The organism is Frankia sp. CgKIO3, assembly GCF_977946435.1.
In genome coordinates, this window is sequence record NZ_CDWTMO010000033.1 from 1 (window position 1) to 12,092 (window position 12,092).

The 12,092-nt window shown below is 70.4% G+C and carries 12 protein-coding genes; 7 read left to right on the forward strand and 5 right to left on the reverse strand.

From position 1 onward, the window contains the following. On the reverse strand, nt 1-156 hold a 156-nt coding region (locus AC08OJ_RS06155; RefSeq protein WP_476595271.1), incomplete at its 3' end, for a type I restriction-modification system subunit M N-terminal domain-containing protein. 995 nt (nt 157-1,151) lie between these two features. On the opposite strand from AC08OJ_RS06155, the gene AC08OJ_RS06160 reads away from it, so the two are divergent. Next, nucleotides 1,152-1,451 (forward strand): type II toxin-antitoxin system Phd/YefM family antitoxin, encoded by a 300-nt coding sequence (locus tag AC08OJ_RS06160; RefSeq protein WP_476594486.1) that lies wholly within the window; start codon nt 1,152-1,154, stop codon nt 1,449-1,451. After that, nucleotides 1,448-1,744: a type II toxin-antitoxin system RelE family toxin gene (locus tag AC08OJ_RS06165; RefSeq protein ID WP_476594485.1), complete on the forward strand. Its 297-nt coding sequence runs from the start codon at nt 1,448-1,450 to the stop codon at nt 1,742-1,744. The genes AC08OJ_RS06160 and AC08OJ_RS06165 overlap by 4 nt, the downstream gene beginning before the upstream one ends. A 191-nt stretch (nt 1,745-1,935) precedes the next feature. Here AC08OJ_RS06165 and AC08OJ_RS06170 read toward each other — a convergent pair whose 3' ends face one another. Continuing rightward, a complete protein-coding gene (locus AC08OJ_RS06170) occupies nt 1,936-2,763 on the reverse strand; it encodes an SGNH/GDSL hydrolase family protein (protein WP_476594484.1) in 828 nt (275 codons plus the stop codon). 127 nt (nt 2,764-2,890) lie between these two features. Then, nucleotides 2,891-5,425 (reverse strand): MMPL family transporter, encoded by a 2,535-nt coding sequence (locus AC08OJ_RS06175; protein ID WP_476595261.1) that lies wholly within the window; start codon nt 5,423-5,425, stop codon nt 2,891-2,893. Between the two features lie 555 nt (nt 5,426-5,980). On the opposite strand from AC08OJ_RS06175, the gene AC08OJ_RS06180 reads away from it, so the two are divergent. From AC08OJ_RS06180 to AC08OJ_RS06190, 3 genes are all read left to right on the forward strand, one after another. Next, on the forward strand, nt 5,981-7,030 hold the full coding sequence (locus AC08OJ_RS06180; protein ID WP_476595262.1) for a sensor histidine kinase: 1,050 nt from the start codon (nt 5,981-5,983) through the stop codon (nt 7,028-7,030). A gap of 258 nt (nt 7,031-7,288) precedes the next feature. Next, a complete protein-coding gene (locus tag AC08OJ_RS06185) occupies nt 7,289-8,017 on the forward strand; it encodes a response regulator transcription factor (protein WP_476595263.1) in 729 nt (242 codons plus the stop codon). 27 nt (nt 8,018-8,044) lie between these two features. Continuing rightward, the gene (locus AC08OJ_RS06190) at nt 8,045-8,785 is read left to right on the forward strand and encodes a Clp protease N-terminal domain-containing protein (protein ID WP_476592363.1); all 741 of its coding nucleotides are present in this window, start codon (nt 8,045-8,047) and stop codon (nt 8,783-8,785) included. An 8-nt stretch (nt 8,786-8,793) separates the two neighbouring features. Here the strand turns inward: AC08OJ_RS06190 and AC08OJ_RS06195 are convergent, their stop codons facing one another. Both AC08OJ_RS06195 and AC08OJ_RS06200 read right to left on the reverse strand, forming a co-directional pair. Beyond that, on the reverse strand, nt 8,794-9,882 hold the full coding sequence (locus tag AC08OJ_RS06195; RefSeq protein ID WP_476595264.1) for an NAD-dependent epimerase/dehydratase family protein: 1,089 nt from the start codon (nt 9,880-9,882) through the stop codon (nt 8,794-8,796). Between the two features lie 140 nt (nt 9,883-10,022). Then, complete coding sequence (locus AC08OJ_RS06200; protein ID WP_476595265.1) at nt 10,023-10,301, reverse strand: hypothetical protein; 279 nt, start codon at nt 10,299-10,301, stop codon at nt 10,023-10,025. A gap of 106 nt (nt 10,302-10,407) precedes the next feature. Between AC08OJ_RS06200 and AC08OJ_RS06205 the strand changes: the two genes are divergently transcribed. Both AC08OJ_RS06205 and AC08OJ_RS06210 read left to right on the forward strand, forming a co-directional pair. Further along, on the forward strand, nt 10,408-10,545 hold the full coding sequence (locus AC08OJ_RS06205) for a hypothetical protein (RefSeq protein ID WP_462188899.1): 138 nt from the start codon (nt 10,408-10,410) through the stop codon (nt 10,543-10,545). Between the two features lie 532 nt (nt 10,546-11,077). Next, nucleotides 11,078-11,680, forward strand: a complete 603-nt coding sequence (locus tag AC08OJ_RS06210; RefSeq protein WP_476592366.1) for an NUDIX domain-containing protein — start codon at nt 11,078-11,080, stop codon at nt 11,678-11,680. The last annotated feature ends 412 nt before the right edge of the window (nt 11,681-12,092 follow it).

Sequence of the window (12,092 nt, forward strand, 5' to 3'; positions counted from 1 at the left end):
GACCGCCTGCTTGTGTTCGTAGTCCCAGGTGTCGCTGATCCACTTCCAGAACAGCATCGGGAACACGTAGGTCTTGTAGTCGGCCGCGTCGACGGGGCCGCGGAGTGCGTTGGCCGCAGCCCACAACCGCGACTCAAGGTCGGTCTGTGTGATCACAGGCGGATGGGATCCTTCGTCGTGATGGCAGTGGTCCAATCATGCCGTGCTCGGCGGGTGCGTCGGACGGCCACCCGCCCCCGCGCGGGTCGGGCCGTCGCACCACACAGGGGCGCCGACGGTACAGCACGGAAGTACAGCAACCGGCCCGGCTACGGCTGATCGAGACCAGCCGTTCGGCTCCGTGCCACATGACAGTCCTCTGCCCGGCGACCGATCATTTGTGGACGATGACCTGCGGCTACCTACCTGCGTCGCGCATGGCCGGGACCATCGTCGGCTCGTCCTGGGGCGTGACCCCCGTCCCGGCGACGCCACGATCCACGAGATCGATGTCCCAGAGGAATTCTGACGTCACTGTTGTCGACGCACGTCGTCGCTCGGCCGGCCGTCCCCTGGTCGGCCCTTGTTCCCCTCCTACCGGCCATGCGACGACGTGGCCGTTGCAGTCCGGTCAGGCCTCGCGTGGAACTGTCCGACCTCGGCGAAGGTTTCGTTGTTGACCAGTGGCGGATCGCCGCGTCCGGTGGCTGGTCACGCTGGTAGGGACGCCGGGAGTGTGTCGGCTCCCGACGCCCCGAAGATGACCGAGCGTGATAAGAGTCCCGGGCGCGGCCTCGCGATCAGAACTGCCAGTTTTGATCATTCTGGTGCGGACATGGTGCGGACATGGTGCGGACATGGTGCGGACACCGGTCCCGCTTTTCGCCACTCAGCAGCTCTCGCGATCACTTGTCCGCGACGCGGAAACCCCTGCACTGCGGACGTTTCCGTCTACTCTTGCTCGTCGGCACTTGGTGGGCGGGGGAGTTCGATTCCCGCCACCTCCACCGATGCCGCGCGGGGTCGTCCACGAGGGACGGCCCCGCTACCAGCAGAAACACCATCCGCTTTTACGATCCCGCCACCTTCACCGCTGCGGCCACCGCCTCCGCTGCCTTCCGCCCCGCCGACCGCAACAGATGGGCGTACAGGTTCCCGGTAGGCTCGCGGTTATGACCGTCATGCCGTTCACCGAGGCGCGTAACCGCCTGTCGGAGCTCATCGACGAGGTGGAGCGAACTCATGATCGGGTGGAGATCACCCGCCATGGGCATGCCGTGGCAGTCCTGATCTCTCCCGATGATCTGGCGGCGCTGGAGGAGACGCTGGACGTGCTGGCGAGCCGGGAGGCGATGCGGCAGCTTGCGGAGTCCCGAGACGCGGTCGAGGCCGGTGACGTTCTCGATGCCGAGGAACTCGCCGCGCTCATGACAAAACGGGCGCGGAGCGCCGACCGGCCCGACGTGAGGTGACCGAGGCCGGTGAGCAGCCGTTCGAACTCCGGATCACCGGTCCCGCGGCTCGCGCTCTCGCCAGCCGACTGCCCGAGAAGATCGCGGCGGCTGTCCGCGAGTTCATCACGACCATGCTTCTGGACAACCCCCACCGGCTCGGTAAACGACTCCTCCTCCCGCCGTACGAGGGCACCTGCTCCGCTCGACGCGGCGGCTACCGCGTGCTGTACAAAATCGATGAGGAAAACCGCACCGTGACCGTGACTGTGACCGCCGTCGAGCACCGGTCTGGCGCGTACCGCTCCCGCTGACCGCGAGACGTGTCCATTCAGGTGGCGCCGGTAGGTCGTTGGCCTGTGGGTTTGTGATGGGATGACACGTCGGGGCGGGCGCTTGATCGGATTCGGTGGATCGTAATGGTCGGAGGTTGTGTCCGGTCTGTCGCCTGATAGCACCTTCTCGCGGGTGTCCCCGTTACCGTTGCAGCCGACGCGACCCATGATCACCAGGATACGGCGGGCGGCTCCCTGGTGGTACCATGCACCCGATTCAGGGAAGGGAGCGCGGCGGCGGCCATCGCGGCTCCGTAGCGCTCGGCCCCCGCGCTGAACACCGGGCAGGGGATCATCACGGGTACGGTCACCGGGCAGAAGCGGACGTGGTCGGGTCCGCGGACGACCACGGTGCCGTCCGGTCGGCAGGGCTCACCGGCCTGGCAGGGCAGTCGGTCGCTCCATCGACCGCGCATGGTGACCGCAAGGTCGGCGAAGACGACTTCCGTGCCGTCGTGCGCCGCGGCGATCGCCCGCCACATCCGGTCGAGGTCGGTCATCCCGTCCGCGCGGACGGGCTGGTCGGGCCGGGGTGGCGCCACCACGAGACGGACCTGTACCCCGGCCTCGCGTAACAACCGGACGGCGGCACCGGTGTCGGCGGGGTAGGCCGTCGCGACGTCGCGTCCCCGCATGCACGCCGATATCGTGTTTCCGGAGAAGGCCAGCACGGCGACCGTCGGCCGCCAGGCGCGGATCTCGACATCGACATCGGCGAGCCAGTCGCAGGGCGCGGTCCCACCGAAGGTACGTACCAGAACCTGCGCGCCGCCCTCTGTCGCGAGCCGGCTGAACGTCTCCCGGGCCTCCCAGGCCAGCGAGTCGCCCCAGAGCACGATCCGAGCCGGCGCCGGGCGTGCGGTGTCGATGATCCGGCCGCCCCAGCCGGCCCATACCTTGCCGGCCCCGAGTATCGGCAGTGCCAGCAGGAGCAGCGTTAGCAGGAGCAGCGCCAGCAGGAGAAGGAAGGCGACTGGTGGGAGGACGACGGCGAGCACGCCGCCGCGGTCCTTGCGACCGGGCGGTCGAGGCCTGCCGGGCCACCGGTTCCGGACGGCATCCGGAACCGGTGGATTCACGGTCGGGGTGCTGCGGGCCGACGGTGACATCGGATTCCGGTTTCCCTCACCGCCGGTCCGGTTGGGCTGTCCCGGCTGGCCGGGCTGGTTCGGGCACGGCCAGGGAAGAGGCCGTCGACGGATCGGCCTGTGGCCTGGCGTGTTCGGTCAGGCCGATCCGCTCCTGCAAGCGACGCAGCGGTCCCGGCGCCCACCACGCGATCGGCGCGACGAGCCGGAGTACCGAGGGCACCAGCAGGCCGCGCACCACGTAGGCGTCGAGCAGCACCGCCAGCGCGAGGCCCAGCCCGAGCAGCTTCAGGGCGGCGACCGACGAGGTCGTGAAGCCCGCGAAGACGACGGCGAGCAGCAGGGCCGCGAAGGTCACGATCCGTCCAGTGTGGCCGAGTGCCGTCGCCACCGAGCCGATCGGGTCGCCGGTCCGGTCGTACTCCTCTCTGACCCTGGAGAGCAGGAACACGCCGTGGTCCATGGACACGCCGAAGGCCACGCAGAACACGAGCACCGGGATGCCGGCGGGCAGGCTGCCGGTCGCGGTGACGTCCAACAGGCCGGCGAGATAACCGTCCTGGAAGATCCACACGAGTGGCCCGAAGACCGCCGCCATCGTGAGCATGTTCAGCGCCAGCGCGGACAGCGGTACGACGATGGAACCGAGCATGAGGAACAACGCGACGAAGGTGACCAGCGCGATTACCGCGCCGGCCAGCGGGGCTCGGGAGGCGATCGCGTCGATCGTGTCGACCCGCTCGGCCGCCTGGCCGCCGACGAGGGCCGGGAACGGCGCCGGGACCGCACGCAGGCCGCGTACCAGCCGGGTGCCTTCGGCGGAGATCGGTTTGACGACCGGAACCACCGATAGATAGACGGCATCCGCGACGGCCTGGCGTGGGCGCGCCGCGGGCGTCGCCCCACCCAGCCGCCGGCCGTCCAGGTAGCTGCCGTCCGGGGCGTCCACCCGGGCCACTCCGTCAACGCGCGAGAGCGCGGCCGCGTACCCGGCGACCGCCGCCTCGCCGGGCGGCCCGGGGACATCCACGCGGACGACCCGCAATGGGCTGCTCTCCCGCCCGTCGAAGCCCGCCCGCAGGATCTCGGCCGCCGATCGGGCCGCGCTCGACGGAGGCAGGTTCCGATCGTCGTTGACGCCCAGGGAGAGATGGCCGATCGGAACGGCCGCGAGCACGAACAGCGCGACCGTCGGCACGAGGACCAGGACCGGCCGGCGCATGACGGCGATCGCGGTCCGGTACCAGAAGGCTGGTTCGGCCGGTGCCGCCGGTGCGGCCGCGGCGCCGTCCGGCCGTTCCCCGTCCCCGCGCCGCTCCCGCCACCAGCGCCGCGACGGGCGGGCGATCACCCGATCGCCGAGGGCCGTGAGCAGGACGGGCACCACGAGGACGGCCGACAATCCGGCGAGCGCGGTGGCCGCCATGCCGGCGTACGCCATCGACCGGAGGAACGGCAGCGGGAAGAGAGCGAGCCCGATGAGGGCGATGGCAACGGTGGCGGCCGAGAAGACGACCGTCAGGCCCGCCGCCCGGATCGTGCGGGCAAGCGCCGCATCCCGCCTGCCGCGGTCTGCTAGCTCCGTCTGCTCCGTCTGCTCCGTCTGCTCCGTCTGAGCTGTCCGTTCCGTCGGCGGCACGGTCGGCTCGCCGGCCAGTTCCTCGCGGTACCGGGCGATCAGCAGCAATGAGTAGTCGATCGAGAGCCCGAGACCGAGACCCACCGTGATGTTGGTGGTGAAGGGCGACATCGAGGTGACGGCGGCGAGCAGTCCGACGATGTTGATCGCCGCGAACACCGCGACCCCGCCGGCGACGACGGGAACGAACGCGAGCCGGATACGCCGCAGGTAGACGACCAGCAGCAGGAGCACGGGGAAGGCGACCAGTTCCGCGCGGGCGAGATCCGACGTGCTGCGCTTGCTCGTCTCAGCGCCGACCACGTCCGAACCGGTCACCCCGACCGTCACCGGTCCGTCGGCGCGGGCGGAGCCGGCGGGGGCTGCGGGGACGCGCAACGTGTCGGCGAGCTGGTGGGCGAGGTCCTCGCGGTCGGCGTCGTCGCCGGCGAGGCTCGCGAGCATCAAGCCGTAGCGCTCGTCGGTGGACCGCAGCGAGGTGGCACCGGTGTCCCAGTAGGAGACGACCGAGACGACCCCGGGCGTGCCGGCCAGCCGCGCGCGCAACGCCCCGGCCGCGTCGGTGACGGCGGTGTCGTCCACCCTGCCGTCGACGGCCCCGACGACCAGGACGACGCCGGTGGGCGCGACACCGAAACGCTCGGCGAGCACCGCCGCGGCGCGTCTCGATTCGGCGTTCGGCGGGGTGTCGCCGCTCCCGGCCAGGGTACCGCCGACGGCTATCCGCAGCGCCGTCAGGCACACCAGGACGACCAGGACGGCGAGAGCCACCACCCGGCGCCGGGCGACCAGCCGGGCGGCCGGCCCACCCCCGGCCTGGGGCGGAGCCGGGACTTGTCGGTGTCCGCGATGTCCGCGGTGTCCGCGGCGCCCGGTGTCCGGGTCGCGGGGATCCGGGGATCCGGGGATCCGGACCGACGGGGTCGAAGTCAAGGTTACCTCACCTTAGCGGGGGCCGGACGCGCAACGGGCCCACCTACGGGTCCGGCACCCCGCCGTGCCCGGCGAGCCACCGTGTCCGCGAGCCGCGCATCGTCCGGCCTGGTCGATCCGAGTACGCCAGCTCCCGCCGTCCATGCCATCGGGCCGCCGGGCACGACCGGTGGGCACCTCGCCGATTCCTACCCCGTTCGCCGGTCTGATGCGGACCTGGACCGTGGTACAAGGCGGGAGCGCGGTGCCGCGTCGTACCGTCGGAGGGCGATGCGTGACGGTGTGGCCGGCCCGGATGCCGGCGTCGGGCCCGGCACGGCGATCCCTCCCGGGCACGGTCCCGGGACGGATCGCCGTGCCGGCTGGCCTGCTGCACTCGGAGGTGTCCCGCGTCGGTTCCCACTGCGAGCCCGGAAGGCGCCGTCACCCGCGTCGCCGTCACCCGCGCCGCCAACATCGCCGACGGGAACACCGGCACCGCCCTCGCGCCCGTCCGGCAGCGGTGGGGCCCCCGCGGCCCGGATGGCCCGATCGGCGGATGTGGTCGTCCACGCCATGACCGCCGTCGCCGCGACGCTCTTGATAATCATGGTGGGTGCCGATCCGGTGCGGCTCGCACTGGTGGCTCTCGTGCTTGTCCCCGCTGCGGTGGAGATCACGACTGCCCGGGTGCCGACCCTGCTCGGCGTCGGCTGGAATCTGACGCTGATCGGCCTGCTGGAGGCCGCCCACGCGCCGAAGATGGTGCTGCTGCTCGCCGTCACCACGGCGACCTGGGTCGCGTTACGGTCCGCGTCGGTGCCGCTCAACGCCGTGGTGTTCGCCGTGGGCGTCGGCATGACGGTGGCGCAGTATTGGATGGGGAGTCCAGACGCCGAGGGCGACCACTTCACAGACGGATTCCTGGTCTGGGTCGCGGCCCTGCTGTACGGCACGGGCACCGGTTTCATCCTGCGGCGGACCCGGGAGCTGGCCGAGGAGTTGACCGAGGCGCAGAGCAGGCTGGTTGCTGCGGCGGCGGACGAGCGGCGGCGGATCGCGCAGGACGTCCACGACCTGGTGGCGCACTCGCTGGCGGTGGCGCTGCTGAACATCACCGGCGCGCGCCGGACGATGCGGCGCGCGCCGGCCCTCGCCGACGAGGCCCTGGCCCGAGCGGAGGAGGTCAGCCGGGAGAGCCTCGCGGGGATCCGGCGGGTCGTCGGGCTGCTGCGGGAGGACGCGGGGCCGATGCGGTCCGGGCCCGGGCCCGGACCGCTGCCGGCGGCGCAGGACATCGGAGATCTCGTGGCGGGTTACCGACGCAGCGGCCTTCCCGTGCGGCTCGAGGTGGAGGGCGACGTCGGGACGCTCGACCAGGCGGCAGGCTCGGTGTTGTTCCGGACGGTGCGGGAGGCGCTCGCGAACGTGCTGCACCATGCCGACGCCGCGCCGACGTGGGTGCGGCTCGACATCGGTCCGCGCGTTGTCGGGGTGATCGTCCGAAACGATCTTCCGGCGGGTGGGGTGCGGCAGCGTCATCAGGCGCATCAGGCGCATCAGGCGCATCAGGCGCATCAGGCGTCTTGGGCGCCTCGGGTGGCACGGGTGCTTCGGGTGGCCTAGGTGGCACGCTGGAGGGTTCGTCCGAATCTCGCGCCGACGCCCGTGCGGATGCCCGTCCAGGGGGCCGGGGGATGGGCCTGACCGGGATCGCCGAACGGATCCACGCGCTCGGTGGGACCTTCGACGCGGGCCCTCGGGACGGCGCCTGGGTGGTGGCCGCCGGCATCCCGGTGGGAGGCGCCGTGCCAGAGCCCCTGTGGCCAGAGCCCCCGTGGCCGGAGCCGCCGTACCCGGCACCCAGGCGGCCGGCGGTACGGGATGGCTGAACTCCCGGGCCCGCTGCCGCCGATCCGGGTTCTGCTCGTCGACGACCAGGAGTTGATCAGGGCGGGACTGGCGCTCGTGCTCGGTGCGGAGAACGGCGACGGGCCGGGTGGGGTGGCCGCGATCGAGATCGTCGGGGAACGGTCGGATGGCGACGAGGTGGTGGCCGCCGTGCGGTCGCTGCGCCCGGATGTCGTTCTCCTCGACATCCGGATGACCCGGATGGATGGCGTCGACGCGATGCGCGCGCTTGCCAGGCTCGGCCTGCATCCGCCCGTCCTCGTGCTCACCACCTTCAGCGACGACGACGCGCTCTGGGGGGTCATGGCCGCCGGTGCGGCCGGATTCATCCTGAAGGACCGGCCCGCGGATGACATTGTCCGGGCGATCCGACTGGTCGCCGCGGGCGGCTCGTGGATCGACCCGTCGGCCAGCGAGCGGCTGCTCGGCGCGTTACGTGCCGCACCCACCGCCGACCCGTCGTTGCGCCGCCGGATGGAGCGGCTGTCCGACCGCGAGCGCCAGGTGCTGCGGGCGATGGCCCGTGGCGCCACCAACCGGGAGATCGCGCTGGCGCTGCGGGTCAGCGAGCGCACCGTGAAGGCGCATGTGGGCAGCATCTTCCTCAAGTTGGAGGTACGGGACCGGGCCGGCGCGATCGTCGCCGCCTTCGACGCCGGCCTCGCCACCCCGGGCGGTTTCGTCGTCGATCATCTCGAATGATCTTTACCGTCAACCTTAGGTTGACGAATGATCGAACCCGTTGGCATGACCTCTCCGGTGCGCCTCGACGACCTGATCGAAGCGATCAAGAAGGTGCACACCGACGCCCTCGAACAGCTCTCCAGCGCGGTCCTCGCCGCCGATCATCTCGGGGACGTGGCCGACCATCTGATCGGCCATTTCGTCGACCAGGCCCGTCGCTCCGGCGCTTCCTGGACGGACATCGGCAGGAGCATGGGTGTCAGTAAGCAGGCGGCACAGAAGCGTTTCGTGCCGAAGACCCCCGGCGAACCATCGGCCCTCGATCCCGGTCAGGGATTCAGCCGGTACACCGAGCGGGCCAGAAACGTCGTGATGGCGGCGCAGAACGAGGCCCGAGCAGCGAACAACGCCGAGATCGGGCCCGAGCATCTGGTACTCGGGCTGCTGATCGAGCCGGACGCGCTGGCTGCCCAGGCGATCGTCGCGCAGGGTGTGTCACTGGAAGCCGTCCGGGTAGCCGCCACCGCGGCGCTGCCGCCGCCGGCCGAGCAGGTGCCGAACCTCGTCCCGTTCGACACCAAGGCGAAGAAGGCGTTGGAGCTGACGTTCCGGGAGGCCCTGCGGCTGGTGCACAACCACGTCGGGACCGAGCACATCCTGCTCGCCCTGCTGGAACTCGAGGACGGCACCGGCGTGCTCCACGGTCTCGGCCTCGACAAGGCTACCGCCGAGACCCACCTCACCGCCGCCCTGGCGGCGATTCTCGCCGCCCGCGAGCAGGGGTAGCGCCCGCGTCAGGCCCGCTGCCCCATGCCGGTGCGGACCTCCTCCCCCCGGCCCCGCGCGGTGCTTGGCATGAGCGGGGGTGTGGGCAGGCCCGCGCCCTCGCGCAGGCCGGTGAGGAAGCTGCCGATCGCGGCGCGGGCGTCGTGGCGGGGCGACCAGCCGAGCTCTGCCCGGGCCCGGGCAGTGTCCATGATCGGTAGATGTAGGACGGCGTCGAAGAGTTGCGGGGAGGCGGGCACCAGATGCAGGTGCCAAGCGGTAGCCAGAGCGCCCCGGGCCAGGCCGGCCGGCATCCGGATGATCCTCGCATTGAGGATGTCGGCGAGCAGGGGTACGTCGACCACCGGGTCGGCCGCGATGTTGAAGGCGCCGCGGGCCCCGGTCAGGGCCGCCAACCGGTAGGCGTCCGCGACGTCGGAGGAGTGCACCACCTGGAAGCGCAGCCCCGGCAGATCTGGCAGCACGGGCACCGTCGCCGGGTGCGTGGGCGCCGCTGCCGGCCGTACCACCCGGCCGGGCAGCAACGGCCCAGCGAGCAGGCGCCGTTGCTGGCTGGCCGCCTCCCGCTTGAAGATGAACCCGGGCCGCAGCCGCACCACCCGGATGCCCGGATGGTCACGTTCGAAGGTGTCGAGGACCCGCTCCAGATACGCCTTCTCCCGGGTGTAGGCGGCCTCGGGCCAGCCGTGGGTCGGCCATCCTTCGTCGACGGCGCCTTCCCGGGCGGCGGGCGAGTAGGCGCCGACCGATGAGGCATGCACCAGCGCGGGCACGCCGGCTCGGGCTACGGCCTCGAACACGCGGATGGATCCCAGGACATTGGTCCGCCATGTGGTCAAGGGGTTGTGGGTGGGCTGGAACAACCAGGCCAGGTGGATCACGACGTCGGCGCCCTGGAACAGCGGGGCGAGGTCATCCGTGACGACATCGACCTGTGCCCACTGGGTCTTCGGCGCCGTCCATGTCGGGTTGCGGCGGGACACCCCGACCAGGGAGTCGACCTCGGCCGACCGGCCGAGGGCCGCCAGCACGCTCGTGCCGACATTCCCCGTGGCTCCCACCACGACGATCTTCAGGTTGCTCGGGGTTGGCGTCACCTGATCCACCTCATCCACCTCCTGCGGTCGACCGGGAATCCCCCGTCGGGGGAAGCGGTCTCCTGTCGGAGGAATGGATACCCGCCGACGGGCGTCCAGATGCAGCCCTCAGCTCTCGATGAGCTGCGGTGCGCCGTCCGTCACTCCGAGGCGGCCGCGAGGGAGGCGGTCAGTCTTGCCGCGAGATCGTCCATCACCGTGGGGGAGACCCAGTCGGCGGCCTCCGCCGCGGTGAGCTCGGCCATCGTGGTGACGTGACGCCGAGCGACGACAACCAGCCAACCCGGCAGGGCGGTCCTGATCGCGTGCGCGACCCGCCAGCCGGGATCGACCAGGATGCGCTCCCGGGGCGGCAGCCCGTCCAATGATGCGTTGCCGACGCAGGAGAAGCAGCCCTCGACAGCGCTCGTTGTGTCCATTTTGATCATCTAGGGCATCGATCAGTATCAGTCGGTATCAATTCAGTGTCGATAAGTATCGATCGGCATCGATCAGGTGAACAGGCCGCTGCCCCAGTAGTCCTTCGTGCCGGCCCGGAAGCCTGGCGGGATCGCGAAGATCGCGCTTCCGTTGTGCCGGATGTACTCGTTCAGCGCATCCTGGCCGGACAGCCTCGAGCTGAGCCCAGGACCGCACCGGGACGACATCGGGCTCGACCTGTGATGTTGTGGTGCATGACCTGTGGTGCATGGTCCATGGCGGGGCCATCGCCCCCGGCGAGCCCGCTCACCTCGGCCCGTTCTCCCGGTCCGTTCCGCGTTGACCGGTCACCTCCGTCACCGACAGCTATCGACACAATTCTTTCTGTCGTATCGCTGTCCGGTCCGCGTTGCGGATACGGATCGGCGAGGTAACCGCACCCGCTCTCCTCGCCGGTTCGTCTTCATTATTTTTTGCCTTAGTTCCGCGAAACGCTGGCGGGTCGCGCCCCTTCGTGGTCGCCTATCGTTAGTGGCCCACCGCGTCGCCCACCAGTCGGCGGCAGGAACATCAATTCCGTTCGTCAGTACTATGTGAAGTATGTGATAATATGAAGAAGGATCTTGACTTTTCCCTAGTCGACCGGGCTCTGTCGGACCCGGCCGGCGTGCCCGGTGACGGCCTGATGCTGCGGTCGGTGATGTCCTCGAAGCCGCCGGCTACCCCACGGCAGCGTCCTGACCATGGCACTGAGGCGAGCTTGAACCGACCTCCGATGGCGCGACCCTACGCTGCGGCGGGTGTCCTGTTCTTCGATGAAGAAGACCGCATACTGCTCGTTGAACCGTCGTACAAGCCAGGCTGGGACATTCCGGGAGGCTTTGTCGAACCGGGGGAATCGCCCTACTCGGCGTGTGTACGGGAGGTCGCCGAGGAGCTCGGTATCGCCCCACCGATCGGTGGTCTGCTCGCGATCGACTGGGCGCCCTGTCTTAACGACGGATGGCTCGACAGCGAGATGCTGGCCTTCGTCTTCGACGGCGGTGCGCTGCCCGCCTCATGGCGGGAGCGCATCCGGCTGGACATGGACGAGATCATCAACTGCGCGTTCGTCCCTGTGGACGAGGTGGGCGGGTTGCTGCCGCCCCCGCACGCGCGACGGGTCCGTGCCGCCGCGGCCCTGCGGGGGGCGCCGCAGCGCGGCGGATACCTGGAGTTCGGTAATCAGATTCCCGAGCCCGTCGGTGGTCTGGTGAGCGTCGCGTCGCTCGGTGGGCCGGATGCTCGGGGCGCGGGCGCGGCTCAGGCGCTCGCGGGGCCATCCGCACGTGGCGCGGTGATGATGTCCAGCTCGGCGAACGAGGCGATGGAAGCATGACCGTCGGCGTCTCGGCGAGGATCCGGCGCACCGCCGGCTCGGCGTGACGGTCGCGCACCCATGCCCCCAACCGGGCCCGGGCATAGGGGAACAACGTGCCCAGTACCGCCGCGGTCGCGCTCGTGGTTCCTTCGATGTCGATGGGCGCGACCTCCGCCACCCGCTTGATCCCCGCCACTCCCTCGGTCTCTGCCACCCGTTCGACGGCACTCACGATGCCGTGACGAACTGTGCTCTCCGGCGCAGAAGGCCGTCGAAGTCGGGGATACGCGTGGCCAGGTCACTGCCGGTGAAGTCCCCGATCCGAAGGGCGCTCCGCCGAGTGCAGTTTCGTGTTAAGAATTCGTAATGAAGTAATTAATGCAAGCCAATATGCGTCTTCGCAGGTCACGGGCTCGCGAGGACCCCGAAG

Excerpts from the sequence above, each read along its gene's own strand:
- AC08OJ_RS06190 (WP_476592363.1), top strand. The coding sequence starts at position 8,045 with ATGATCGAACCCGTTGGCATGACCTCTCCGGTGCGCCTCGACGACCTG.
- AC08OJ_RS06160 (WP_476594486.1), top strand. The coding sequence starts at position 1,152 with ATGACCGTCATGCCGTTCACCGAGGCGCGTAACCGCCTGTCGGAGCTC.
- AC08OJ_RS06185 (WP_476595263.1), top strand. The coding sequence starts at position 7,289 with ATGGCTGAACTCCCGGGCCCGCTGCCGCCGATCCGGGTTCTGCTCGTC.
- AC08OJ_RS06180 (WP_476595262.1), top strand. The coding sequence starts at position 5,981 with ATGACCGCCGTCGCCGCGACGCTCTTGATAATCATGGTGGGTGCCGAT.
- AC08OJ_RS06210 (WP_476592366.1), top strand. The coding sequence starts at position 11,078 with ATGGCGCGACCCTACGCTGCGGCGGGTGTCCTGTTCTTCGATGAAGAA.
- AC08OJ_RS06200 (WP_476595265.1), bottom strand. The coding sequence starts at position 10,301 with ATGGACACAACGAGCGCTGTCGAGGGCTGCTTCTCCTGCGTCGGCAAC.